This is a genomic window from Amorphoplanes digitatis, assembly GCF_014205335.1.
GTDB lineage: Bacteria > Actinomycetota > Actinomycetes > Mycobacteriales > Micromonosporaceae > Actinoplanes > Actinoplanes digitatus.
In genome coordinates, this window is the sequence record NZ_JACHNH010000001.1 from 2,535,817 (window position 1) to 2,561,727 (window position 25,911).

17 protein-coding genes are annotated in these 25,911 nt (G+C 73.9%); 3 read left to right on the forward strand and 14 right to left on the reverse strand.

Annotated features, from left to right (window positions below; genetic code table 11):
• Positions 1-10: 10 nt before the first annotated feature.
• Both sbnB and sbnA read right to left on the reverse strand, forming a co-directional pair.
• Positions 11-1,006, reverse strand: a complete 996-nt coding sequence (gene sbnB / locus BJ971_RS11000) for a 2,3-diaminopropionate biosynthesis protein SbnB (RefSeq protein ID WP_184992170.1) — start codon at positions 1,004-1,006, stop codon at positions 11-13.
• Positions 1,000-2,010 carry a 2,3-diaminopropionate biosynthesis protein SbnA gene (gene sbnA, locus BJ971_RS11005; protein ID WP_184992171.1) on the reverse strand — a complete coding sequence of 337 codons (1,011 nt, stop codon included), beginning with the start codon at positions 2,008-2,010 and terminating at the stop codon, positions 1,000-1,002. Before sbnA ends, sbnB begins: the two co-directional genes overlap by 7 nt.
• A 161-nt stretch (positions 2,011-2,171) precedes the next feature.
• Here sbnA and BJ971_RS11010 point away from each other — a divergent pair, with 161 nt between their 5' ends.
• Complete coding sequence (locus BJ971_RS11010) at positions 2,172-9,215, forward strand: non-ribosomal peptide synthetase (protein WP_184992172.1); 7,044 nt, start codon at positions 2,172-2,174, stop codon at positions 9,213-9,215.
• On the opposite strand, the gene BJ971_RS11015 is transcribed toward BJ971_RS11010, so the two are convergent.
• The 3 genes from BJ971_RS11015 to BJ971_RS11025 form a co-directional block, all read right to left on the reverse strand.
• Entirely contained in the window at positions 9,190-10,542 is a 1,353-nt protein-coding gene (locus BJ971_RS11015) for an MATE family efflux transporter (protein ID WP_184998784.1), read from the reverse strand. The two genes, BJ971_RS11010 and BJ971_RS11015, sit on opposite strands and share 26 nt — an antisense overlap.
• Positions 10,539-11,531 carry a phosphotransferase family protein gene (locus BJ971_RS11020; RefSeq protein ID WP_184992174.1) on the reverse strand — a complete coding sequence of 331 codons (993 nt, stop codon included), beginning with the start codon at positions 11,529-11,531 and terminating at the stop codon, positions 10,539-10,541. The genes BJ971_RS11015 and BJ971_RS11020 overlap by 4 nt, the downstream gene beginning before the upstream one ends.
• An 85-nt stretch (positions 11,532-11,616) precedes the next feature.
• Entirely contained in the window at positions 11,617-11,835 is a 219-nt protein-coding gene (locus tag BJ971_RS11025; RefSeq protein ID WP_184992177.1) for a hypothetical protein, read from the reverse strand.
• Between the two features lie 108 nt (positions 11,836-11,943).
• Here BJ971_RS11025 and BJ971_RS11030 point away from each other — a divergent pair, with 108 nt between their 5' ends.
• Positions 11,944-12,687 (forward strand): helix-turn-helix domain-containing protein, encoded by a 744-nt coding sequence (locus tag BJ971_RS11030; RefSeq protein ID WP_184992179.1) that lies wholly within the window; start codon positions 11,944-11,946, stop codon positions 12,685-12,687.
• A gap of 44 nt (positions 12,688-12,731) precedes the next feature.
• On the opposite strand, the gene BJ971_RS11035 is transcribed toward BJ971_RS11030, so the two are convergent.
• The 9 genes from BJ971_RS11035 to BJ971_RS11075 all read right to left on the reverse strand — a co-directional run bounded on the left by BJ971_RS11035 (position 12,732) and on the right by BJ971_RS11075 (position 23,846).
• A complete protein-coding gene (locus BJ971_RS11035; protein WP_184992181.1) occupies positions 12,732-14,993 on the reverse strand; it encodes a lantibiotic dehydratase in 2,262 nt (753 codons plus the stop codon).
• Position 14,994: 1 nt separating this feature from the next.
• Positions 14,995-15,234 (reverse strand): acyl carrier protein, encoded by a 240-nt coding sequence (locus BJ971_RS11040; protein WP_184992183.1) that lies wholly within the window; start codon positions 15,232-15,234, stop codon positions 14,995-14,997.
• Complete coding sequence (locus BJ971_RS11045) at positions 15,231-16,733, reverse strand: amino acid adenylation domain-containing protein (RefSeq protein ID WP_377885231.1); 1,503 nt, start codon at positions 16,731-16,733, stop codon at positions 15,231-15,233. Before BJ971_RS11045 ends, BJ971_RS11040 begins: the two co-directional genes overlap by 4 nt.
• Positions 16,733-19,036: a lantibiotic dehydratase gene (locus BJ971_RS11050; RefSeq protein WP_184992187.1), complete on the reverse strand. Its 2,304-nt coding sequence runs from the start codon at positions 19,034-19,036 to the stop codon at positions 16,733-16,735. Before BJ971_RS11050 ends, BJ971_RS11045 begins: the two co-directional genes overlap by 1 nt.
• Positions 19,029-20,285 carry an MFS transporter gene (locus tag BJ971_RS11055; RefSeq protein ID WP_239087097.1) on the reverse strand — a complete coding sequence of 419 codons (1,257 nt, stop codon included), beginning with the start codon at positions 20,283-20,285 and terminating at the stop codon, positions 19,029-19,031. Before BJ971_RS11055 ends, BJ971_RS11050 begins: the two co-directional genes overlap by 8 nt.
• Positions 20,258-21,190, reverse strand: coding sequence for an ornithine carbamoyltransferase (locus BJ971_RS11060; protein ID WP_184992189.1), 933 nt, complete (start codon positions 21,188-21,190; stop codon positions 20,258-20,260). Before BJ971_RS11060 ends, BJ971_RS11055 begins: the two co-directional genes overlap by 28 nt.
• Positions 21,191-21,216: 26 nt before the next feature.
• The gene (locus BJ971_RS11065; protein WP_184992191.1) at positions 21,217-22,506 is read right to left on the reverse strand and encodes a diaminobutyrate--2-oxoglutarate transaminase; all 1,290 of its coding nucleotides are present in this window, start codon (positions 22,504-22,506) and stop codon (positions 21,217-21,219) included.
• Positions 22,507-22,587: 81 nt separating this feature from the next.
• Complete coding sequence (locus BJ971_RS11070) at positions 22,588-23,190, reverse strand: helix-turn-helix transcriptional regulator (RefSeq protein WP_184992193.1); 603 nt, start codon at positions 23,188-23,190, stop codon at positions 22,588-22,590.
• 56 nt (positions 23,191-23,246) lie between these two features.
• Positions 23,247-23,846 (reverse strand): helix-turn-helix transcriptional regulator, encoded by a 600-nt coding sequence (locus tag BJ971_RS11075; RefSeq protein ID WP_239087099.1) that lies wholly within the window; start codon positions 23,844-23,846, stop codon positions 23,247-23,249.
• 299 nt (positions 23,847-24,145) lie between these two features.
• Between BJ971_RS11075 and BJ971_RS11080 the strand changes: the two genes are divergently transcribed.
• On the forward strand, positions 24,146-25,909 hold the full coding sequence (locus tag BJ971_RS11080; protein ID WP_184992195.1) for an AfsR/SARP family transcriptional regulator: 1,764 nt from the start codon (positions 24,146-24,148) through the stop codon (positions 25,907-25,909).
• The last annotated feature ends 2 nt before the right edge of the window (positions 25,910-25,911 follow it).

Sequence of the window (25,911 nt, forward strand, 5' to 3'; positions counted from 1 at the left end):
CCCGGTCGCATCAGAAGTCGGTGAACTCGGTGCCGACGCCGAGGGCGGCGGCCCGCCGCCGCGCCAGCCGGGCCACGGCCAGGTCGAGAATGCCCAGCCCGAACGGCGAGAACACGGTCAGCCCGGTCTCGTCGCGCCGGTACGGTTCCCCGCCGACCAGCAGCGCACCGAGCGACGCCGCGATGAAGTCCCGGCTGCCCACCTCCTGCTCCGCCAGGTGCAGCGACGTCGAGGCCCGGCACACGTGATCGGCGTCGTCCACGATGTTCGTGCTGGTCAGCACGGTCTGCGGGGTCAGGTCGCGCAGCGACAGGTGCAGCAGCAGGCTCCCGGGCCGGCAGTGCCGGTCGTCCAGGTGCGGTGTCGACGCCGTGGTCGCCAGCGAGACCAGCCGATGCGCGCCGAGCGCGGCCTCGATGCCGGGCGCCACGTCGACCTTCAGGTCGCGGTGCCGGGCCGTGCACTCGGCGGCGAACGCGTGGGCCCGCCGCGGGTCGAGGTCGAAGACGGTCACCGCGCTCAGCCCGGGCAGCGTGGTGCGCAGCAGGCGCAGCACCTCGTCGTTGATGACGCCGCAGCCCACCAGCGTGACCCCGGCGTCCGGCACGTCCGCGGCGAGGGTGGCCGCGGCCAGCGCCGCCGACGCCGCGGTACGCCGCGCCGAGATGGTGGCCGCCTCCAGCAGCGCCTCCGGCGCACCGGTCCGCATCGAGTTCAGGATCATCACCGCGCTGGCGCGCGGCCGGCCGGCGGCGACGTTGCCGGGGAACGACGAGATCCACTTGATACCGGCCACGGCGTCGTCACCGCTGTCGTCACCGCCCAGGTAGGCCGGCAGCGCGATGATCCGGTTGCGGTCGTCGTCCGGGAACCGCAGGAACACCGAGTGCGGCACGGCGGTGCCGCCCCGCTCGTGGCGCTCGTACGCGGCCCGGACCGCCTGAACTACCTCCTCGTCCGCGCCGTCGAGTGCCTGCCGGACCTGTTCCCTGCCAATGATCAACATGTGGCTGTCTCCATCACGTCCTGTTTCCACAGATGGGCGATGTCCCCGAAGTGCCGGCGCACCCAGTCGTCGTCGTAGATGGTGTCGAGATACCGCTCGCCCCGGTCCGGGAAGATCAGCACGCACGCGGCGCCCGCCGGGATCCGGGGGCGCGTGCGCTCCAGCGCCGCCACCACCGCACCCGAGGAGCCGCCGGCCAGGACCGCCTCCTGCGCGACGAGCTGACGGCAGCCCACCACGGCGCTCGCGTCGTCGACGTGCACGACCTCGTCGGCCAGGCCGTCGAGGTAGAGCGCCGGGCGCACCGCGGCGCCGTGCCCGGGTATCAGCCGGGCCGCGAGCTGGTTGCCGAAGATGGCGCTGCCGACCGCGTCCACCGCCACGAACCGGGTACCGAGCCCCTGCTCCCGGGCGTACTCCACGCAGCCGCGCAGCGTTCCGCATGAGCTCGTGGCGCAGAACAGCAGGTCCGGCGGCGCCGGGAGCGCCGTGACGATCTCGTGCATGGTGGTCCGGTGCGCGCGCGGGTTCAGCGGATTGGAGTACTGGTCGGGGCAGTAGCCGTACGGCGTGGCCGCGGCCAGCTCGCGCACCCGGGCGATCCGCACCGGCAGGTACTCGCCGGTCGCCGCGTCGGTGCGGGTGACCACCTCGACCTCGGCGCCCAGCGCCCGCATGATGGCGATGTTCTGCGCGTTGGTCCGCGGATCGACCACACAGACGAACCTGACACCGTAGTACGCGCACACCTGCGCCAGCCCGATGCCCAGATTGCCCGAACTGGACTCGACCACCACGGAGCGGCCCGGCACGATCCGCCCGGAGGCGATGCCGTGACGGATCATCTCGAGCGCGGAGCGGTCCTTGACGCTACCGCCGGGGTTGTAGGCCTCCAGCTTCGCGAACACGCGAAAGGGCCTGCTGCCGCCGAGCCTTGCCAGCTCGACGAGCGGGGTCGAACCGACCGTGGCGGTTATCCCGCTGACGAATGCCGGCAAATTCATGGATCGAGCCTTGCCGCGCCGCGGCACCGCTCGCAGAGAAGGACGCGCAGAGATCCCGACAGCCCGGGTACGCCGGTTGTTCTCTCACGGACGGCCCACCCGGCGGACACCCTGATATCGAGCCGGGCCCGCGCGGGCCCGCTGCTGCGGAGGGTAGCCCGATGACCGAGACCATGGACCCGGCGACGCTGCGTGCGGAGCTGGCGCGCCGGCGGCTGCTGGGCGCCACCACCGCCCGGCCCGCCGCCGGACCGACCCGCGCCGACCGCGGCGCCGATCTCCCGCTGTCGCACGCACAGCACCGCCTCTGGGTTCTGGACCAGGTGCGGCCCGGCAGCACCGAGTACCTGACGAGCGTGGCCCTGCGGCTGCGCGGCGACCTGGACGCCGGCGCCCTGCGCGCGGCACTGGACGCCGTCGTGGCCCGCCACGAGGTGCTGCGCACCCGGTACACCCTGAGCGCCGCCGGCGACCCGGTCCAGGTGATCGACGAACCGGGCCCGGTCGAGCTGACCGTCCTCGACCTGCGCGCACTCGCCCCGGCCGACCGCGAGGCGCGGATCGCCGCCCTCGGCACCCATGACCGGCAGCCGGTCGACCTGGCCGAGGGCCCGCCGCTGCGCGCGACCCTGGCCCGCCTCGCCGACGGCGAGCACGCCCTGGTGCTCACCGTGCATCACATCGCCATGGACGGCTGGTCCGAGGGCCTCCTGGTCGGCGAGCTCGCCCGGCACTACGCGGCGAACACCGTCGCGGGCCCGCTGCCCCTCCAGTACGCCGACGTGGCCGCGTGGCAGCGCACCGAGATGTCCGGCAACGTCCTGGACGGCCACCTCGGGTACTGGCGGACGCGTCTCGCCGGGCTCAGCCCGTTGGAGCTGCCCGCCGACCGGTCCCGCCCGCCGGTCCGCGACTCCGCCGGCGCCCTGCACACCTTCGCGATCCCCGCCGAGACCGCCGCCGCGCTGACCCGGCTGGCACGCGACCGCGGCGCCACCGTGTTCCAGGCCCTGCTCGCCGTCTTCGACATCCTGCTGTCGCGCTACACCGGGCAGCACGACATCGCGGTCGGCACCCCGATCGCCGGCCGGGACCGCCCGGAGGTGCAGGACCTGATCGGCCTGTTCGTCAACACCGTCGTCCTGCGCGCAGACCTGTCCGGCCGGCCGTCGTTCGGCGAGGTGCTGCGCCGGGTCCGCGACGCCGTGCTCGACGCGCACGCACACCAGGACCTGCCGTTCGAGCTGCTCGTCGACGAGTTCGCGCCCAGCCGGGACCTGTCGCGCACCCCGTTGTTCTCCACCATGTTCCTGATGGACGACGCCGGCACGACCGCCGTCGAGGCCGGCGGCCTGCGCATCGAGCGGATCCCGGTCGGCGAGAGCAGCGCCAAGTTCGACCTCACGCTGGGCGTCGCCGTGCGACCCGACGGATCACTCGGCGCCGGCCTCACCTACGCCACCGCCCTGTTCGACCCCGCCACCGTGCAGCGCCTCGCCGGGCACTTCGTCCAGTTGCTGACCAGCGCCGTCGCCGCGCCGGACGCACCGGCCGACCGGCTCGAGATGCTCACACCCGGCGAGCGGCGGCAGCTGACCGTCGACTGGAACGACACCGCGGCCGACTACCCCGGCGGCACGCTGCCCGCGCTGTTCGAGGCGCAGGTCGCCCGTACCCCCGATGCCGTCGCCCTGGTCTTCGCCGGTCGGTCGTGGACCTACGCGCAGGTCAACGCCCGGGCCAACCGGATCGCACACCACCTGCGCGGCCTCGGCGCCGGGCGGGAGTCGGTGGTGGCGCTCGACCTGCCCCGCGGCGCCGACCTCGTGCCCGCCCTGCTCGGCACCCTCAAGTCCGGCGCCGCCTACCTGCCGCTCGACCCCGAACACCCCGCCGAGCGCCGGGCCTTCATGGTCGCCGACGCCGGCGCCGGGATCGTCATCACCGAGGACTGGCTCGCCACCGTCGCCGGCGACGACACCGACCCGGAGGACGGCCCCGCCCCCGGCAACGCCGCCTACGTCATCTACACCTCCGGGTCGACCGGCCGGCCCAAGGGCGTCCTGATCGAGCACCGCGCCATCGTCAACCGGCTGCACTGGATGCAGGAGAGCTATCGCCTGGACGGCACCGACCGGATCCTCCAGAAGACCCCGGCCGGCTTCGACGTCTCGGTGTGGGAGTTCTTCTGGCCGCTGCTCAACGGCGCGGCCCTGGTCATGGCCCGGCCCGGCGGGCACCGCGACCCGGCCTACCTCGCGGACCTGATCACCACCGAGCGGATCACCACCCTGCACTTCGTACCGTCGATGCTGCGGGCCTTCCTGGCCGAGCCGTTCGACGGGCTGCCCTCGGTGCGGCGCGTCATCTGCTCCGGCGAGGCGCTCGGCGCCGACCTGGTCGACGGCGTGCGGCAGCGGATCGGCTGCGAGCTGTACAACCTGTACGGCCCGACCGAGACCGCCGTCGACGTCACCGCACTGCGCTGCGAACCCGGCCGGCCGGTCACCATCGGACGGCCGATCGCCAACACCCGCGCCTACATCCTCGACGGGGCGTTCCGGCCGCAGCCGGTCGGCGTACCCGGTGAGCTGATGATCGGCGGCGTCCAGCTCGCCCGCGGCTACCTCGGCCGCGCCGCGCTGACCGCCGACCGGTTCGTGCCCGACCCCTTCGCGGCCGGGCCCGGGCAGCGGCTCTACCGCACCGGGGACCTGGCCCGCTACCGGCCCGACGGCACCATCGAGTTCCTCGGCCGCCTCGACGGGCAGGTCAAGATCGCCGGTCAGCGCATCGAACCCGGCGAGATCGAGGCGGTTCTGCGTGACTGCCCCGGCGTCACCGAGGCCGCCGTGACCGTGCACGACCGGCAGCTCGCCGCGTACCTGGTCACCACCGCCGACCTCGACGAGGTCCGCGCGTTCCTGCGCGAACGGCTGCCCGACGCGATGATCCCCGCCCGGTGGACGCTGCTCGACGCGCTGCCGCTGAACAGCAGCGGCAAGGTCGACCGCCGGGCACTTCCGGCACCGGACGACCCCCGCCCGGGCGGCGGCGGGTACGTCGCGCCGGACGGCGACCTGGAGCAGACCATCGCCGACGCCCTGCGTGCCGCCCTCGGCGTCGACAAGGTCGGCCGCCACGACAGCTTCTTCCGGCTCGGCGGCGACTCCATGCGCGCCATCCGCGCCGTCGGCCTGCTCCGCGCCGCCGGCATCGCCCTCGCGGTACAGGATCTGTTCACCCACCAGAGCGTGCGCGAGATCGCCGCCCTCGCCGGGCCGCCGGCCGCCGACGCCATCCGCGAGACCACCGTCGAACGCTTCTCCCAGCTCGGCGACGACGACCGGCGGCTGCTGCCCGACGGCGTGACCGACGCCTACCCGATCACCGAGAACCAGGCCGGCATGCTGTACGAGATGCTGGCCGGCGGCGACCAGGCCGTCTACCGCAACGTCTCCTGCTACCGCATCCGCGACCCGCGGCCGTTCTCCGCCACGGTGCTGGCACAGGCCGGCCGCATTCTCCTGGACCGCCACGAGATCCTGCGCACCTCGTTCGACCTGTCCACCTACTCCGGGATCATCCAGCTCGTGCACGCCCGCGCCGACCTGCCGATCGCCGTCACCGACCTGTGCGGCCTCGGGCACGACGAACAGCAGGCGACCGTCCGCGCGTTCCTCGCCGCCGAGCGGGCCGTGCCGTTCGACATCACCACGCCGCCCCTGCTGCGCTACCACGTACATCTGCTCAGCGACGGCGAGTGGCTGCTCACCCACTCCGAGGTCCACGCCATCCTCGACGGCTGGAGCCACACCTCCACCGTGGCCATGCTCATCGACCTGTACCGCGCACTGGGCGACGGCGGGACACTGGAGCTGCCGGAGCCGCCGACGGTCCGCTTCGCGGACTTCGTCGCGCTGGAACGCGACGCACTCGCCTCGGCGTCCGACCGCGACTTCTGGGCCGCCACCATCGCCGGCAACGACCGGTTCGAACTGCCACCCGAGTGGGGCACCGGCCCGGCCGGCGCGCCGGTCACCATCGTCGAGGTGCCGTGGGCCGACCTCGCACCCGGCCTGCGCCGCCTCGCCGCGTCCGCGAACGCCTCGCTCAAGAGCGTGCTGCACGCCGCGCACCTCAAGGCGCTGAGCATCGCCACCGGCCGGCACCGCTTCTTCGACGGCCTGCTCTGCAACGGGCGTCCCGAACGGCTGCGCGGCGACGAGGTGTTCGGCATGTACCTCAACACCGTGCCGTTCGCCGCCGACACCACCGCGCGCACCTGGCGCGAGCTCGTCGCCGAGGTCTTCGCCGGCGAGGCGCGGCTCTGGCCGCACCGCCGCTACCCGCTGCCGGCCATGCAGCGCGACTGCGGCACCACCCCGCTGATCGAGGTCGCGTTCGGCTACCTGGACTTCCACGTCCTGGACGGCAGCACCGACGCGGTACGCATGATCGACGACTTCAGCCCCGGCAGCCTGGCGCTCGAGGTGTGGACCTTCCCCGGCGTGCTCCGCCTCGGTGCCAACCCCGGCCGCATCGACCGGGCCGGCGTGGAGATCCTGCGGCGCACCTACCGGCACGTCCTGGAGGCGATGGCCGGCGACCCCGACGGCGACGCCCGCGGACTCGGGCTCGCGCCGGCCGACCACGCCGACGCGATCGACCGCCACCAGCGGATCGTGCCGTTCGGGTGGTCGCCGTCGGTGCCGGACCTGATCGCGGCGCAGACCGGGGTGGCGCTGCGCCACGGCGACCGGACCGTCACCTACGCCGAGCTGAACGCCCGCGCCGACCGGCTCGCCACCCGGCTGCGCGACCTCGGCGTCGGTACCGACACGATCGTCGGCCTCCTGCTGCCGCGCGAACCCGACCTGATCATCGCCACGCTCGCGGTACTCCGGGCCGGCGGCGCGTTCCTGCCGCTCGACCCGGCGTACCCGGCGGAGCGGATCAGCTGGATGATCACCGACGCGGCGCCCGCGGTCGTCCTGACCGACGGCCGAGCGTGCCCCGGAGACTCGCCGGTCGAGGTCATCGACCACGACGCCTACCGGCAGCTGCCCCCGGCGCCCCCGGCGCCGCCGCACGGTGACGACCTCGCCTACGTCATCTACACCTCCGGCTCGACCGGCCGGCCCAAGGGCGTCGCCGTGCCGCACCGGGCGATGCTCAACCTGCGGCACGCACAGAACCGGCACCTCGACGTACGCCCCGGCGACCGCGTACTCCAATTCGCGGCCTCCAGCTTCGACGCCTCGGTGTGGGAACTGGTCATGGCACTCACCAACGGCGCGTCCCTCGTGCTGCCGCCGCCCGGCGCCGACCCCGGCGACCTGCGCCACGACGCGGCGACCCTCACCCACATGACCCTGCCGCCGTCGCTGCTGGACCGCCTCGACCCGGCCGACTTCCCGAGCCTGCGGGTCCTGGTCACCGCGGGGGAGGCCTGCAACGCCGAGCACGCCGCCCGCTGGAGTACCCGGGCCCGGTTCCTCAACGGGTACGGCCCCACCGAGATCACCGTCTGCGCCTCGGTCGCCGAGATCCGCACCCCGGTACCGCCGACCCCGCCGCCGATCGGGCACCCGATGGCCAACCACCGGGTCTACGTCCTCGACGACGACCTGCGCCCCGTGCCGGCCGGCGTCCGCGGCGAGCTCGTCGTCGGCGGCGCCGGGGTCGCCCGCGGCTACCTGCGCCGGCCCGGCAACACCGCCGACCGGTTCGTTCCCGACCCGTACACCGACCGGCCCGGCGACCGGATGTACCGCACCGGCGACGTGGCGTCCCGCGACGCCGACGGCACCCTGCACTTCCACGGCCGGCGCGACCAGCAGGTCAAGGTCCGCGGCTTCCGCATCGAGCCCGGCGAGATCGAGAACGTCCTGGCCGCGCACCCCGCCGTCGACGGTGCCGTGGTCACCGTGCACCGGCCCGGCACCCCCGACGCCTGCCTGGTCGCGTACACCCGGTCCGCCGCCGACCCGGCCGAGCTGCGCGACTTCCTCGCCGCGCGGCTGCCCCGGCACCTGGTGCCGGCGCACTACCTCACCGTTGACGAATTCCCGACCACCCCGGCCGGGAAGATCGACCGCGCGGCCCTGCCCGGTCCCGACGGCACCCGCCCCGCCGCAGGCGCCGAGTACGTCGCACCCCGCACCGCGCGGGAACAGGCCGTCGCCGCCGCCTGGCGCGAGGCGCTCGGCATCGACCGGATCGGCATCCACGACGACTTCTTCGCACTCGGCGGTCACTCCCTCGCCATGATGCGGATCATCGCCGCGCTGCGCGCCCGGCACGGCTACGAGCTCACGTTCCGCTCGTTCATCGAGGACCGGACCGTCGCCGGGCTCGCCGGCGCCTCCCTGCGCGCCGGCGCGCTGATGTGGCTTCGGCCCGGCACCGCGCGGGTGCCGCTGTTCTGCGTGCACCCCGGCGGCGGCAGCGCGCACTGGTACCTGCGCCTGCTGCCGTACCTGGACCCGGAGCAGCCGGTGGCGGCGTTCGAATGGCCCGGCGCGCACAGCGACGGCAGCCCCAGCACCGAGAGCATGGCCGAGCGGTACCTCGCCGAACTGCGCGACGCCCGGCCGCACGGGCCGTACCGGATCTTCAGCTGGTGCGGCGGCAGTGGCATCGCCACCGAGATGGCGCACCGCCTCGCCGACGCCGGCGAACAGGTCACGCTGATGCTGCTCGACCCCGCCCTGGACATGCACACCCGCGCCGACGGCTGGAGCGAGCTGGCCCTGATGCGCCGCCTCGAGACCCTGCTCGTGGAGGTCAGCGCCGGCGCCGCCGCCGAGACGCCGGAGCGCCGCGAGGAGATCCTCGAACTGCTCGACCACCTGGTCGACGACGTCAACCCGGAGACCGGCATCGTGCTGCCCGACCGGGGTGCCGGCGAGGTCTGGCTGCCCGCGGTCCGGGTCTGGCGCGAGGTCATGGAGATGGACATGAGCTACCGGCACCGCCGGTTCCCCGGGCGCCTCGAACTGATCGCCAGCGACGAACTGGTGCGCGGCGAACACGAGGTGGCCTCGGGCCAGAGCTACCAGGCCTACCTCGACCGCTGGACCGAACTGACCGGCGACGGCGTGCGCGTGCACCGCGTGCCCGGCGACCACTTCGGCGTCATGAGGCCGCCGCACGTGCGGAGGCTGGGTGACGTGATCACCGGAGTGCTCGACGCGGACTGACGCGCCGCAGCAGGACGAGCGCCACGAGCGCCGAGAGGAGCTCGCCGGCGGCGATGCCGATCCAGATCCCGGTGGTGCCGGCGGCGCCGGCCACCAGGATCACCGGGACCTTGACGGCCAGCAGGGTGCCGACCGAGATCAGGTACGAGGGGGTGGCCCGGCCCAGCGATTGGAAGTAGGCGGACACGAGCGGCGCGACGCCGGCCGCGGCGACGCCGACGGCGATGATGCGCAGCGCCTGCTCGGCCGCCGGGGCGACGGCGGGGTCGTCGGTGAAGACGGCGACGACCGGCCCGGCGGTCAGGATGACGGCGAGGGCGGCGAGCGTGCCGTAGCCGACGGTGGCGCGCAGCGCGAGCGTGCGGGCCCGATCCACGCGGTCGCCGTTCCCGCGGCCGGCGTTGTAGCCGACGATGGGCTGCAGTCCCTGGCTGATGCCCATCTGGGGCATGGTGAGGAAGATCTGGACGCGGGCGCAGACGGCGTAGGCGGCCAGGGCGGTCGCGCCGGCGGCGGTCGCGGCGAGGACGTTGTTCACCAGGACGGCGAGCAGGGTCGCGCCGAAGCCCGCGAGGAACGAGGGTGCGCCGATCCCGATCAGGGCCCGCACGGTGGGGCCGTGCGGTCGCAGATCGTGAACGGAGATGCGGTAGGGACGATCGCGCTGGACGAAGAAGAACCACAGGCTCATGACGGCGGAGACGCTCTGCCCGCCGACGGTGCCGAGGGCGGCGCCGCGCACGCCCATGCCGAGGCCGAAGATGAGCAGCGGGTCGAGGGTGATCTGGACCAGCACGGGAACCAGCCAGATCATGGTGGCGTACCGCAGGCGGCCCTCGGCGCGGATGAGGCTGGAGAAGCCCGTCGACACCAGCGCACCGCACAGCAGCACGATCGTGTACTCGCGGGTCAGGCCCCGGGTGGCCGGTTCGGCGCCGAGCACGGTGAGCAGCGGTTCGAGGGCGAGCAGCCCGGCGATGGTGACGGTGGCGGCGGTCGCCCAGAAGAGGGTGAACGCGTTGCCGGCGGCGCGCGCCGCACCGGCGGGGTCGCCCGCGCCGAGCCGGCGCGAGACCAGCGAGGCGCCGCCGGCGCCGACGGTGCTCGACACGGCGCCGAGCAGCAGCAGGACGGGCGCGGCGAGGTTGACGGCGGCCATGGCGTCGGTGCCGACGCCGCGGGCGACGAACGCGGCGTTGGTCAGGGCGTAGATGCCGTAGGCGCAGACCGAGAGGGTGGTCTGTGAACAGGTGTGCCACAGCAGCCGGCCGATCGGGCGGCTGCCGAGCGCGTCGGCGCCGTCGATCGACCGGGTGGCCGGTTTCAGCGGCGATCCTCACCGAACAGGGCGATGACCTCGTGCAGGCGTTCGCGGGCCCAGTCGTACTGCGCGGTGTCGGTGTGACCGCGGTAGTCGGTCTCGATGATCATGATGAGGACCAGGTAGAGGGTGTACAGCCGGCGGCGTGTCCGCTCGGTGTCCGTGAGCTCGGCGTGCCCGTAGCCGCGCAGGAATGCCGTGGGATCCCCGACGGCGGCCAGGTCGATGCCGGTGAAACCCGCCTCGATGAGCGGGTCGCCGTAGAAGGCGCGCTCGTGGTCGATGACGCACACGATGCGGCCGTCCCGGACCATGACGTTGCTGTCCCACAGGTCCCACTCGACGAAGCGGGGCTCGGTCACCTCGTCGAGGCTGTCGGCGTGGGCGGCGATGACGTCGCGGACGAGGTCGTAGCGGTAGCCGAGGTCGACCGCGCGGCGCTCGCCGTCGCGCAGGACGTCGCCGATCATGCGCAGGAAGCAGGCACGCCAGGTGGGGTCGCCCGGCCCGGCGAGCGGGCCGAACGCCGGGCCGCGGATGCCGTTGAGCTCGCGGGTGGCCGCGCCGATCGCCTCGTTGCAGGCGTCGACCTCGTGCGGCGCGAGGGTGTCCTTGACGATGCCGAGGTTGCCCGCGTCGACGTAGGGCATGAAGAAGTAGTCGGCGTCGCACAGGTCGTGGCCGCGGTCGGCGAAGTCGACGGTGGGCACGGGCACGCTCGTGTGTTTGCCGATGAGGTCGAGCGCGGCGAGTTCGATGCCCATGGCGCCCCGCTCGTAGGTCATGACCTCGATGTGCGGCGGCGGCGCGATCTTGAGAACGACCTGGCGGCCGTCGCGGAGCCGGATCCGGTAGGCGACGTTGAACCATCCGTGCCCGAGCTCGCTGACCCAGTCCGGGCTCTCGGCGTCGGGCACCTGGTCGGCGCCGTAAGCGCGGGCGATCATCGCCCGCAGCGTCTCGGGCGACTGCCGATTCTTGGTGATGCTCTCCATGGGTACCCACACAATCGACTCGTCCGGCCGGGCCGGCTCGTACGCTAGCGTGAGAGCGCTCCCAGCGGGAGCCCCCACCCGTCCGTCAACGTCTGGTCCAGGCGAGGAACCGGTCGAAGGCCTCGCCGGCCGGCAGGTTCGCCAGGTCACCGGCCGCCTCCTCGAGGTTGGCCCACATGTACACCGCGAGCTGCACCCGGCCGAGCTCGGCGGCCAGATACTCGCGGGCGGGATCGCAGGGCCACGGCATGCCGCAGGACGCGCAGTCCCAGCTGGGCCGGTGGGCTAGGTGCTCTACCTGCATGGCGTCCCCCTGTGCTTCGGCCCTAGGCACAGAATGTCGTCGTGACGTGGCCTTCCGCGACGACGCGCAGGGCGACATTACGGCGACGTACGGAGTATGTTCGTCGCCATGCGGAACGACCACCGGCCCAACACCGCGCTGCGGGCGGTCCGCCTGTCGCTGCGGCTCAGCCAGGACGAGTTGGCCGAGCGGATGCGTCAGGCCGGCGCCCCCAGCACCACCAAGCGCACCGTCCAGCGCTACGAGAGCGGCGAGATCGCCAACCCGCGTCCCGCCAGTGCCCGCGCGCTGGAGGTCGTCACCCGCCTGCCGCTGGCGTCTCTCGGATTCCCGGCGGGCGCGGACACCATGGTCGTCGAGGACGGCCGCGGCGGACACGACCTCGAGGTACGGGTGGACGGCCTGCTCGCCGCCCCGGCCGGCCAGCACCGCCCGACCGGCAACTACACCGGGATCTGGCTCAGCGAGTACCAGTACTACTCCAGCAGCCGTGACCAGTACTTCCCCGCCTACCACCACGTCGTTCTCCTGCAACACGACGACGGACTCACCGCGCGCAGCGTCCCCGGCTCGGCCAACTCGCTGCTGACCATGGACCTGACCGTCGAGGGCGTCGTGGTCACCGGCACGTGGTCGGAGACCACCGACGCCGAGGGCTACTACCGCGGTGCCCGCTACCACGGCGCCATCCAGTTGCAGGCCGACGCGACCGGCCTGCGGATGACCGGCAAGTGGGTCGGGTTCGGCAAGGACGGCGAGACGAACACCGGCCCGTGGACCCTCGCGTTCAAGGAGGCCGGCACCGGCAAGGCGACGATGGAGAAGTACAGTCGGCCGGCCGAGGGCGGCTGACGACTCGCGGCCCGCCGGGACAGCCGTCCCGGCGGGCCGGCCGGTCAGTCGAGGCCGGCGGTGTCGAAGGCGACGAAGCGCAGTTCCGAGGTGTAGCGGTTGCCGCGGTCGTCGACGAGCCAGGTCTGTTCCGGGGTGGGCAGCATCTCCGAGACGGTCAGGCGGGCCGCCGGGTCCTTGCGGACCAGGCGCCGCACCGCCTTGGCGAACAGGTTCACCGAGGGCGGGCTGTCGAAGTCGACGAACAGCGGCCGCGGCTCGGTCGGCGAGACCACGAACACGTACCGCGGCAGCTCGCGTGCCGCCCGGAACTGCCGGGCACGCAGGTAGCGCCGCGCCTCGGTCTTCTCGTCGGCGAAGGAAAGCTCCGCGGCCGGGAACCGCCACGTCTCCCGGGAGATGACCAGCCTGTCCACGGTCACCCGGGGCGTGTGGTCGTGCTCGGGCAGGATCCGCCACCGGTCCATCACCAGCGTGGTCAGTACGTGGGAGAACACGTCGATCACGTCGAACTCGGCGCCGTCGGGCAGCACCGCGAGCAGCTCGTCGCCGCGGGCCCGCACGACCACGTCCGCGCTGTTGACGGTGCGCGGGCGCCGCGGGTCGGCGGTGGACTCGGTCAGCGCCACGTAGTAGTCCTCCGGCCGTACCAGGCTGTACCGGATCCGGGTGGAGAGCCGCGACCGGTTCTCCTTGGGGATCAGCGGCATGAGCCGTGGGCGGGGGTGGTCCCGGCCGGTCAGGTCGAGCATGTCGTCCGGCCGCGGGTGCTGGTTGAGGTAGAGCGAGGCGCCCAGGGTGTTGATGGCGATGTGCAGCTCGCCGAGGACCAGTTCGAACTCGCCGCGCCGGACCGCGTCCTCGCCCGCCGCGGCGATCATGACGTCGGGGCTGAGGTAGCGGGCCGTCGGCCAGCCGCCGCCGGGCGCGGGGAACGTGTCCCGGACCCGGCCGGCGATGTCCGCCAGCGACAGCCGGACCCTCCGCGCGCCCTCGGGCAGGTCCAGTACGCGTTCCCAGCGTGCCCAGAACTCCCGCTGTAGTTCGGCGGCGTCCGCGGGTGCGTCGCGGTGCAGGATCGGCATGCAGGCGAACCAGAACGCGGCCAGGTCGACCGGCCCCAGCTCGTCGAACACCTCCCGGACCCGGCGGCGGACCTTGGCGGCCAGCGCCGAGGTCAGCCAGGTCGCGCTGGTCAGCAGCGCGTCGAACGGTTCGAGGGCGGCCAGGACGTCGTCGCCGAGGCGTACCGTCGCGGCACGCCGGCAGTCGGCGTAGACCAGGCCCCGGCCGGGCGCGGTCGACGCGCCCTTCTCCCGGGCGGCGGCGGTCTCGGTGAGGGTCACGAAGTCCGCCTCGAGCGCCTCGAGCGCGGCGGACAGCGCGTGGGGGCCGGCGGCGGCGCGGACCCGGTCCCGGCCGCGTTCGAGCACGTCGAGCCGGTCGAGGCCGAGCCGCCGTGCGGCCGGATCGCCGACGCCCTCCAGCCAGGACCGCAGATGCCGTTCCGGGTACGCGTCCGCCGGCAGGTCGAGGCGCCACAGCACCAGGCGGCGGCGGACCAGCTCGGCCAGCTCCGCGGAGACGTCCGCGCCGAGCTCCGCGCCGATCGCGTTCGCCGGGCGGATGCCGTCGCAGAGCCTGAGCACCCGCAGCAGCTCCGGCGTCAGCTCCTGCGCGGGGCGGCCGGGCAGCGCCGCGCCGGTCGCGGTGAGGTGTACGAACGGGACCCGCCGCGGCGCGACCCAGCCGGCCAGCGCCGGGTCGGCGCCGAGGCCGCGGGCCAGGGCGTCCACCGCCCAGCTGGCGAAGTAGACGTTCGTGGCGGCCACGAGCCCGTCGCCGGGCGTCACGGCCAGGCCGGTGACCGCCGGATCGCGCCGGCCCCACCCGACCGGGCCGAAGAACCCGATGGTGTCGTTCTTGACGCAGAACCGCTGCCAGTAGTGCGTGATCAGCTCCTCGCGCTGGCGGGCCTGGCTGGTCCGGCCGGACTCCGGTGCCCAGCGCAGGAACGGCCGGACGGCGCGCCCGAGCACCGCCCGGTTCTGCCAGCCGACCGCCGCCTGGAACTCGGGCGTCCCGGCGATCTCCTGTAGCCGGAGCGCGTTCTTGACCGCGGCCGCGTCGTACGCCTCGTGGAACTCCGCCCACTGTGCCGCCGAGGGTTCCGGCCCGAGCCCGTCCGCGGCCGCGACCAGCTCCTGCGGCACCAGCCGCAGCACGCCGTCGGCCGGGAAGCCCGGGCCGCGCAGGGCGAACTGGTCCCACCACCGCCACCGGCGGGCGTCGCCGATACCCGCCATGTCAGACGACCTGCTCGGCCAGGTCGGCGTCGACGACGCCGGCCAGGTCCGCGGGGGACGGGTACGAGAACACCAGCGCCACCGGCAGGTCGGCGCCGATCTCCTCCTGCAGCCGGGCGGTGACCTGGAACGCGGCCAGCGAGTCCCCGCCCGCCTCGAAGAAGTCGCTGTCGGCCTCGAGCGTGTCGTCCGAAAGGGTCTCGCGGTAGATCGTGGTGATCAGCGTGGTCAGGTCGGTCATCGGTGGGTCCCTTCGGTGGCCCGGCGCGGTGCCGGGGCGGTGGCGAGAGCGAGGCGGTCGACCTTGCCGGTGCGGGTGGTGGGGAACCGGCTCAGCCGGGCGAACCGGCGCGGCATCATGTGCGGCGGCAGCGTCCGGGCGAGGTGCGCGCGCAGGACGGTGTCCGCGACCGCGGCGAGGTCCCCGGTGAGGTGGGCGACCAGATGCGTGCGGGCCTGCGCGTCGGTGTCGGTGGTGACCGCGGCGCCGGTCACGGCCGGGTGGGAGAGCAGCGCGCCCTCGATCTCGGCCGGGTCGATCCGGTACCCGCGGATCTTGATCTGGCGGTCGCCCCGGCCCAGGTAGGCCAGCTCGCCGCTCGGCAGCCGGCGGGCCAGGTCGCCGGTGCGGTACAGCCGGGATCCGGGCAGGCCGTACGGGTCGGGCACGAAGCGCTCGGAGGTCAGCGCGGGCCGTCCGGCGTACCCACGGCCGACGCCCGGCCCGGCGATGCAGACCTCGCCGGGGCTGCCCGCCGGAACCCGGCGCAGGTCGCCGTCGAGTAGCCGGACCGAGACACCGTCGATCGGCTTGCCGATCAGGTCCACCGCGGTGTCCGGCAGCTCGGGCACGTCGAACCGGGTGGCGGTCATCGTGCTCTCGGTCGGGCCGTACTGGTTCACCAGCCGGCCCGGTATCAGCCGGCGGCCGCCGGAGGCCAGGAACGGGCGCATCGACTCGCCGGTCGTCGCGACCAGCCGCAGCCCCCGCAGCGCGGCCTCGGCGCCGGGCTGGCCGGCCAGGAAGCTCAGGAACGACGGCGTCACGCTGAGCATCGTGTCCACCTCGTACTCGGCGAGGGCGGCGAAGAGCTCGGCCGGGCGCAGCAGCGTGGCCCGCGGCAGCACCACCAGGCGCCCGCCGGCAAGCAGCGGCGCGAACGTGTCCCGCAGGCCCGCGTCGAAGCCCGGCGGCGCGAGCTGGAGCGCGACGGTGTCCGGCCCGAGCCGGTAGTCCCGGACGATCGCGCGCAGGTACGGGTGCATCCACCGGTGCTCGATCAGCACCGCGTTCGGGGTGCCCGTCGAACCGGAGGTGTGGCTCACGTACGCCAGCGACCGCGGCTCGACACCGGCCGGCAGCGGGACCGGCGGGCCGGCCTCGTCGACGAGCACGGTCGGGCCGGGCAGCCCCAGCGCGGCGAACCGCGGCGCCAGCGCGGCGCTGGTGATCAGCGCGTGGCCGCCGCGGGCGAGCGCCTCGATCCGCTTGTCGGGCAGGTCGACGTCGACGACCAGGAACGCGGCACCGGTACGCAGCACCGCCGCGATCGCCACGATCGGATCCGCGCCGCGTTCGAGGGCGACCACGCAGACCCGCTCCGGGCCGATTCCCCGCCCGGCCAGCGCCCAGGCCAGCGGATCGACCCGGCTCAGCAGCTCGCGGTAGCTGATCGTCGCGCCGGGGGTCACGATCGCGGTGTTGTCGTCGTCCGGCAGGCCGGACAGGAAGGTGGTGATCACCGCTGCCCTCCGTGTGTCTGGTCGACGGCGACGAACCGCAGCTCCGAGCAGTACCGGGCGCCCCGGTCGTCGGTCAGCCAGGCCTGCTCCGGCGTCGGCAGCATCTCGCTCACGGTCAGCCGCGCGCCGGGTTCGGACTTGGCCAGGCGGCGGACGGCCTTGGCGAGGATGTTCACGTACACCGGGCTGTCGAAGTCGACGTAGAACGGCCGCGGCTCGGTGGGCGAGACGACGAACACGAAGCGCGGCATCTCCCGCGCGTCCCGCCACCGGCGGGCCAGGACGAACCGCCGCGCCTCGGACTTCTCCGCGGCGAAGGCCAGGTCGTCCGCGGTGAACCGCCACGTCTCGCGGGCCAGCACCATCCGGTCCACGGTCACCCGCGGCGTGTGGTCGCCGTCCGGCTGCGGCGCGAACCGGTTCATCACCTGGTTGGTCAGCGCGTGCCCGAAGACGTCCAGCAGGCTGAACACGGCGCCGTCGGGCAGCACCGCGACGAGCTCGCCGCCGCGCTCCCGCACCCGGACGTCGGCGCCCGGCACGGTACGCGGGCGGTGCGGATCGCCGCTGTAGTCCACCAGCGCGACGTGGTAGTCCCGCGGCCGGGTCAGCGCCGGCCGGCTGCGGGTCGACCAGCGCAGCAGCTTGGACTCCTTGGGCAGCATCGGCATCAGCCGCGGCCCGGGGAAGTCGGCGTCCGTCTCGGCCAGCAGCTCGCCGGCGTCGGGGTGCTGCATGACGAACAGCGACTGGGTGAGCGTGTTCGTGGCGACGTGCATCTCGCCGAGCACCAGCTCGAAGTCGCCGCGCGCGACGTCGGTCGCGTCGTCGGCGAGCACGAACACGTCCGGGCTGAGGTATTTCGCGAGGCTCCAGCCGCGGCCCGGCTCCTCGAACGCGTCCCGTACCTGGTCGGCGATGTCCGCGGAGCGCAGCCGGACCCGCCGGGCGCCGGGCGGCGCGTTGACGATCGCCGCCCAGCGGCGCTGGAGCTCCATCCGGATCCGCTCGGCGTCCTCGGCGGCACCCGGGTACGGGTTCGGCATGCACCGCATCCACAACGACGCCAGGTCCACCTCGCCCTGCTGCTCCCGCACCAGCTCGTACATCGCGCGGATGCGCAGCTCGGCGACCTCGGCGAAGCGGTTCACCAGCCACCGGGCGGCGACCATGCAGAACGACAGCGGGGTCAGCTCGTCCAGGACGGCCCGGCCGACCCGCACGGTCGCGGCCCGCCGGGAATCGGAGTAGGTAAGTGCCCGGCACGGCGCGGTCCGCGAGCCCTTCGCCCGCTGTGCGGCGGACCGGGTCAGCTCGACGAACGACGCCTCCATCGCGCCGAGCGCGGCCAGCAGCGCGTCCGGGTCCTGCCCGGCGGCCCGTACCCGTTCGCGTCCGCGTTCGAGGACCGCGAGCCGGTCCAGGGCGTCCGCGCGGATCGCCGGGTCCGCGATGCGTTCCAGCGCGGCCCGCAGCTGCCGGTCGGGGTGCGCGCTCGCGGCGATCTCGAGCCGCCAGACGATCCAGCGCCGACCGGCCATCTCTTGCAGAGCGTCGAGCACCCGGGGCAGCGCCACGCCCGTCGCGGCGGCGATCGCGGCCGGGTCCCGGGTGCCGTCACACACCGAGAGGATCGCGTGCGTCTCCCGCGTGATCGGCTGCGGCGGGCACCCGGCGAGCGTGACCGCGGCCTCGGTGAGGCGGGCGAAGGAGACCCGCCGCGGCGCGAGCCACCGGCGTACGCCCGGCTCCGCCTCGATGATCTTCGCGAGGCTGTCGATCGCCCAGCTGGAGAAGTAGACCTGTGACTCGGCGATCAGCCGGTCGCCGGCGTCGACCTCGACGCCGGCCAGCGCGGTATCGATCCGCCCCCAGCCGACCGGCCCGAAGAAGCCGATCGTGTCGTTCTTCACGCAGAACCGCTGCCAGTAGTGCGCGACCAGCTCCTCACGCTGGCGGGGCATGCTCGTGCGCCCGGCGACCGACGGCCGCCACGCCAGGAACGAGCGGATACCGGAACCGATCACGGCCCGGTTCTGCCAGGTGACCGCCGCCTGGAACGCCGGCGACGCCGCGATCTCCTGCAACACCCCGGCCGTGCCGACCGCCGCCGTACCGAAGAAGTCCTCGAACGAATCCCATTCCGGGCCCGGCACCGGGCCGTCGCGGAACTTGTCCGCGGCCAGGCCGAGCCCGGCGGGGGCGAGCCGCAGCACCCCGGCGGCCGGGAAACCGGGCCCGCGCAGCGCGAACTGGCTCCACAGCCGCCAGCCACCGGCCAGCAGCACCTTGTCAGACATGTCCCAGCGTCCTTTCGGGGGCGGGTGCGGCGCTGCCGCGGTCCATCCGGGTCAGCGCGAACAGGACATTGACCGTGGCGAGGGTGGCGATCGCCGCCACGACGAACAGGCTGGCCCCGATGCCGGCCCGCTCGGTCAGCACGCCGGCGAAGAGCAGGCCGAGCGGGCCGGCGATGGCGCCGACCGTGATCACCGTCTGGATCACCGACGGCAGCAGGTCCGAGGGCACCCGCATGCCGACGATCGCGGCGTAGGGCGCGTTCGACACGGTGACCGCCGCGGCCGAGACGGCGACGGCCGCGACCAGGGCCGCCGGCGGAGCCGGCAACAGCAGCAACCACAGCGGCAGCGCGATCATCACCATCGCGATCCGGGCCAGGCGGGCGGGCGCGACCCGGCTGGCTATCAGGTAGGTCAGCAGCGAGCCGAGCAGCGCGCCGGCGCCCGAGCCGGCCACCAGCAGCCCGCCGGCCCGCGCGTCCTGCCCGAACCGGGTGAACGCCAGCAGCGGCAGCGTGATCGCCAGCACCCGCAGCACGAAGCCGAACAGCACCGTCGAGATCACCGCCTGCCCGAGGAACCGGTCCGCGCGCAGGTACCGCAGCCCGGCCCAGGAGCCGCGGGCCGCCTCCGGCACCACCGACCGGCCCGCCGTCCGGGGCACCATCGTCAGCAGCACCACGAACGACACCAGGTAGGAGGCCGCGTCCAGCCACAGCACGTTCGACGGCCCGATCACCGCGATCAGCGCGCCGGCCACCGCCGGGCCGCCGAACGCGGCGGCGTTCCAGATGCCGTCCAGCACCCCGTACGCCCGGGTCAGGCCCCGCGGGTCGGCGCCGATCAGCTCCAGCGCCAGTACCCGCTGCGCCGCCGCGTACGGCACCCCGGCCAGCCCGATCAGCGCCACCAGCGTCAGCAGCATCGACAGGCTCAGGCCGCCGGACGCGTGCAGCACCGGCACCAGCGCCACCAGCGGTGCCCGGGCCGCGTCGCCGGCCAGCATGGTCCGCCGCGCGCCGAGCCGCTGGAGCACGTTGCCGCCCGCGAAGCCCAGCAACGCCAGCGGCAGCACCTGCACGGCGAACACCAGGCCGGTCTTCGCCGCCGATCCGGTGCTCTCCAGCACCAGCCAGGGCAGCGCCAGCATCGTCATCTGGGTGCCGAACGACGAGACGCCGCCGGCGACATACATGGCGGCCCGCGGCCGCCGGCCGGGGTTCACGAGGTGCCGGCCCCGGAGCACCACTCCAGCACGGCCCGCGCGCTGTGGTACTTGTTCTCCGCCTGATCGAACGCGATGCTGGCCGGTCCGTCCAGGACCTCGGCGGTGACCTCCTCGCCGCGGTGCGCCGGCAGGTCGTGCATGAAGACCGGGCCGCCGCAGCGCTCCAGCACCCCCGCGTCCACCTGGAACGGCGCGAACCGGGTGCGCCAGTCGGCCGTCGGCTTCGCCGTACCGGTGGTCTGCCAGCGCGTCGTATAAACCACGTCGACCTCCGGCAGCGACGACATGTCGTGGCGCTGCTCCACGCGTGCGCCGTGCGCCTTCGCGTACGTCGCCGCCCGGTCCAGGAACGACTGCTCGACGCCGTACCCCGGCGGCGTCCGCAGGTGCAGTTCGACGCCCGGGTACCGCGACAGGGCCAGGCACAGCGCCGACGCGGTGTTGTTGCCCTCGCCGGCGTAGAGCACCCGCAGCCCGTCCACCGTGCCGAAGCGCCGGGTCAGCGTGGTCAGGTCGGCCAGCGCCTGGGTCGGGTGCTCGGACGCGCTCATCGCGTTGATCACGCCCATCCGGCGGGAGACCGCGTACGAGCGCAGCTCGCCGTCGCCCTTGGCGCTGCGTACCACCAGCAGGTCCAGCATCCGCGACAGCACCGCCGCGGTGTCACCGGCCGTCTCACCGGTGTTCTCCTGAAGATCGTCCGGGGTGTAGGTGATCAGCCGCCCGCCCAGGCGCAGCGCGCCCGCGGAGAAGGCGGTCCGGGTCCGGGTCGAGGTGTTGCGGAACAGCACCCCGACGACGTCGCCGTCCAGCGGCGTGCCGTGCCCGCCTTCTCCGGCGCTGTACCGGGTGCCGCGCTGGACGATCCAGCGCAGGTCCTCGTCGCCGAGGTCGTCGATCGAGATGAGGTGTCGGCGCAGGCGCATCGGTCTTCTCCTGTGGTGAGTCGGGGTCAGCCCGCCCGCAGGGCGTCGAGCAGCACGCCGACACCGCGATCGAGCCGGGGAATGTCGATGTTCAGCGGGGGAAGGATCTTGACGACCTCGTCGTGGCGGCCGCACAGCTCCACCACCACGCCGTGCTCGAACGCGTAGCGCTGCACCCGCCCGGCCCGCTCCGCCCCGCCGGCGGCGCCGAGGTCGATGCCCATCGCCATGCCGAGCCCGCGGACGGCCACCCCGGGGTGTGCCGCCGTGACCTCCCGGCCGAAACGCTCGAGGCGGCGGGTGGCGACCACCATGTCGGTACGGAACCGGGTCTCGCGCCACAGCTCGCAGGCCGCGGTCGCGGCGACGAACGCGAGCTGGTTGCCCCGGAACGTGCCGGTGTGCTCGCCCGGCTCCCAGACGTCCAGCTCGCGGCGGAACAGCGCCAGCGACAGCGGCAGCCCGTACCCGCCGATCGCCTTCGACACCGTGACCACGTCGGGGGTGATCCCGGCCCGCTCGAAGCAGAAGAACGTGCCGGTGCGGCCGCAGCCGGCCTGGATCTCGTCCAGGATCAGCAGCACGCCGTGCCGCTCGGTCACCTCGCGCAGCCGCCGCAGCCAGTCCGCGGAGGCCGGGTACATCCCACCCTCCATCTGCATCGGCTCCACGATCACCGCCGCCGGCGGCTCGACACCGGACGACGGATCGGTGATCAGCCGCTCGATCAGCGCGACCGAGTCGAACGGACCCTGCGGCCCGTCCTCGTACGGGATGAACGTGACGCCCCGCCCGGACACCCCGCCGGCGCGGCGGGCACGCAGCCCGCCGGTCACCCCGAGGGATCCCCGCGACATGCCGTGGTAGGCGCCGGTGAACGCGAAGACGCCGCTGCGCCCGGTCACCTTGCGGGCCAGCTTCAGCGCCGCCTCGACCGCGTCGGTGCCCGTCGGCCCGCAGAACTGCGCCTTGTAGTCCAGCCCCTTCGGCCGCAGCACCGTGTCCGCGAACGTGGTCAGGAGCTCCCGCTTCGCGACCGTGTACATGTCCAGGCCGTGCATCAGGCCGTCGCCGGCGAGGTACTCGGTCACCCGGCGCTTGATGAACTCGTTGTTGTGGCCGTAGTTCAGGGTGCCCGCGCCGCAGAAGAAGTCGATGAACGTCCGACCGTCCTCGGCGTACAGCTCGGCGCCCTTCGCCCGGTGGAACACCACCGGGAATTTGCGGCAGTAGACACGGACGTCGGACTCGAGGTCCTCGAAGACCGAGAAGTCGACGGCCCTGGTGACGTGCCTGGTAACGGATGCGATGGACATCAGGTCCCTCAATTCGACGGGTTTGGCCAAGACTCACGAACGTGGGCGGCGCGCGGCAGAGAAGAACCGGCACGCCTGTCTTCAGAGCAGCCCGGCCCGCAACGCGTACGCGACCGCGTGCGCCCGGTTCCGCAGCCGGTACCGGTGCGTGATGTCGTGCACCACGCTGGTCACCGTCCGCGGCGAGTACGACAGGGTCCGGGCGATGTCGTCGGTCTCCTGGCCGTCGGCGACCATCCGCAGCACCGCGCGTTCCCGCTCGCTGAGGCTGGCACCCACCGGCGGGCGGCCGCCCGCGCCCGCCTCCAGCAGGCCGTCCAGCATGTCCGGCGGCACCGTGCAGTCCCCGCCGGCGGCGGCCAGCACCGCCCGGGTCAGCCGGGCCGCGCTCGCCTCCCGGCGCCGCAGCAGGCCCCGGGCGCCCGACGCGATCGCGTGCAGCGCCTCCGGCGGCGTCATGTCCGTGGCCACCACCACGATCTCGGGCCGGTGCGCGCCGGCCCGCGTCGCCCGCACGATGTCCAGGACCTGGTCGTCCACGTCGTCGACGATCACGACCGTCACCGCGGCGTCCTCGCCGGGCACGGCGACCCGCACGTCGGGACAGCCACTCAACGCACTGGTCGTGCCGGCCTCCAGCACGGGATCCAGCGCTATCACGCTGACACTCACCGGTTCACCCATGCCGCCAGCCAAGTACCCGGAGCCCGTGGGCACAGGCGTAGGAAGTGCCCAACTTCTCAGATCAGCCCGGTCCGGATGCCCCGGGCCACCGCGTGCGCCCGGTTGTTGACGTGCAGGCGTGCCATCAGGTCGTAGATGACGTTCTTCACCGTGTGCTCCGAGCAGGACAGCTCGCGCGCGATGGCCGCGTTGCCGTGCCCGTCCGCGATCAGCCTGAGCACCAGCGCCTGCCGGGCGGTCAGCGACTCGACCGGATACCCGGCCCGCTCCGCCCCGGCGCCGTTCAACAGCCGGACCAGCACCTGGTACGGCAGCTGCCCGTCGCCGTGGCTCGCCGAGCCGAGGGCTGCGGCGAGCTGCGCCGGCGTGACCCCGGCCAGCGGCAGCATCGCCCGGGCACCGGCCCGCACGGCACGCCGCACGCCGGCCGGGTCGAACGTGTCCGCGAGCACGAGCAGGCGGAACTCCCCGGACCGGCACGCCTCGGGCAGCGCGCCGAGCGCCTCGTCGAGGGTGCGCGCCGCCGCGACGACGACGGCGCGCGGCGGAAGGTCGAGCGGCACCAGCAGGGCGCCGGTGCGCAGCAGCACGGTGACCAGCCCGGCCCGGATCCGGTTGTCCCGAGCGATCAGATGTGCGCGCAGCGTTTCCGCCATCGTGGACCTCCTCATGACCAGACCGGCTCAGCTCACGAGCCTGCCGAGCCCGGCCGGACGGCGCATCGGGTCCGCCTCCCCGTATTCGCCCTGGCGGCCCCACCAGGTAATCGACCGGTGGGGGAGCGACGCACCGGTGCCGCCGGGCGGCGCCGCCCGGCCCGGGTGATCGCCGGGTGCGGCAATTCCGGGTAGACATCACCCATGACCCGTAGGTGCCGGGCACCGCACCACCTAGGTAGGCCTATCCGTGTTGGTTCGGATGTGTGCCGCGCGGTAAGGGCGGCAGGCTGCCCCGCATGGACAGCGATGGATGCGCGCTGAGGTTCGGGATCCTGGGCACCCTCGAGGCCTCCGTGCGCGGCGAAGCGGTCGATCTCGGCCCGGTCAAGCAGCGGACGGTGCTCGGGTTGCTGCTGTGCCGGGTCAACCAGGTGGTGCCGGTCGCGGTGCTGCGCGACACGCTCTGGCCGGACGAGGCACCGAGCTCCGCGCGCAAGAATCTGCAGGGGTACGTGTCCACGCTGCGCCGGATCCTGCGGGTCGGCCCGGCCGGTACCGGGCCGCTGCGCCACCAGCCGCCCGGGTACCTGCTGCGGCTGCGCCCGGAGCAGCTCGACGCGCTGTCCTTCCTGGAGCTGGCGCAGGCCGGTGTCGCCGCCGCGCGCGGCGGCGACACCGCGGCCGCGGCCGGGATGCTCGGCCGGGCGATCGGGATGTGGCGCGGGCCGGTGCTCTGCGACCTGCTGGACGCGCCGGCGGTCGCGGACGACCGGGAACGCCTGCACGAGCGCTACCTCACCACGTTCGAGACGTGGATGGAGGCCCGGCTCGCGCTCGGCGAACACCGCGAGCTGGGCGGGCCGATCGACGACATGGTGCGGCGCCATCCGTTCCGGGAGCGGCTGCGGCACGCGCAGATGCTGACGCTGTACCGCTGCGGCCGGCAGACCGAGGCGCTGGCGCAGTACGACGCGCTGCGCCAGGTGCTCGCCCGCGAGCTGGGGCTGCCGCCGAGCCCGGTGCTGACCCGCCTCTACGAGTCGATCCTGGCCGGCGACCCGGGCCTGGAACCGCCGCCGCCGAGCTCCGCCGTCACCGTCGCCGGCTCCCTGCCCCGCGACGTCGACGACTTCACCGGGCGCGCGGCGGCGGTCGAGAGCCTGGTGCGTGAGCTGGACGCGAGCGGCCCGGGCCAGGTCGTCGTGGTCGGCGGTCCGGTCGGCGCCGGCAAGACCGCGCTTGTCGTGCACTGCGCGCACCGGCTCGCGGGGCGCTTCCCTGACGGCCGGATGTTCGTCGGCCTGCGGGCGCAGGACGGCACGGCCCGCGGCGTGCCCGAGGTGCTCGACGCGGTGCGCCGCGAGGTGGGCGGGCGCCCGGCGCGGCTGCGCGACGCGCTCGCCGGCCGGTCGGTGCTGCTGGTGCTCGACGACGCGGTGGGCGAGGCGCAGGTCCGGGCGGTGCTGGCGGCGACCGGGGACGCGGTGGTCGCGGTGACCAGCCGGCGCCGTCTCGCCGGCCTCGAGTCGGTCCGGCACCGCGACCTCGAACCGATGCCGGACGAGGAGGCCGTGCTCCTGCTCACCCGGATACTCGGCGCGGACCGGGTCGCGCGGGAGCCGCAGGGCGCCAGGTCGCTGGCGGCCGCCTGCGGCGGGCTGCCGCTCGCGATCCGGATCGCCGGCGCGCGCCTGGCGGTGCTGCGCCACCTGAGCCTTTCCCGGTACGCCGCCCGGCTCGCCGACGAGGGCCGGCTGCTCGACGAGCTGGTCGCCGGCGACCTGGAGATCAGGTCCAGGCTCGCCGTCTGGTACGCCGATCTCGCGCCCGGCGATCGGGAATGGGCGCATCGCCTGGCCGCGCTGCCCGGGTCTGCCTTCTCCGCGGCCCAGCTCGGCGGTGATCCGGTACGGGCCGAGCACGCCGTCGAGCGGCTCTTCGAGGCGCACGTGGTGCGGATCCAGCCGGCCGAGGTCGAGGCGCACGCCGCGAACGGTGGCGTCTGCTACGCCGTACCGCCGGTGGTCCGGGCCTTCCTGCGGGACCGGCCGGACGGGTGAGC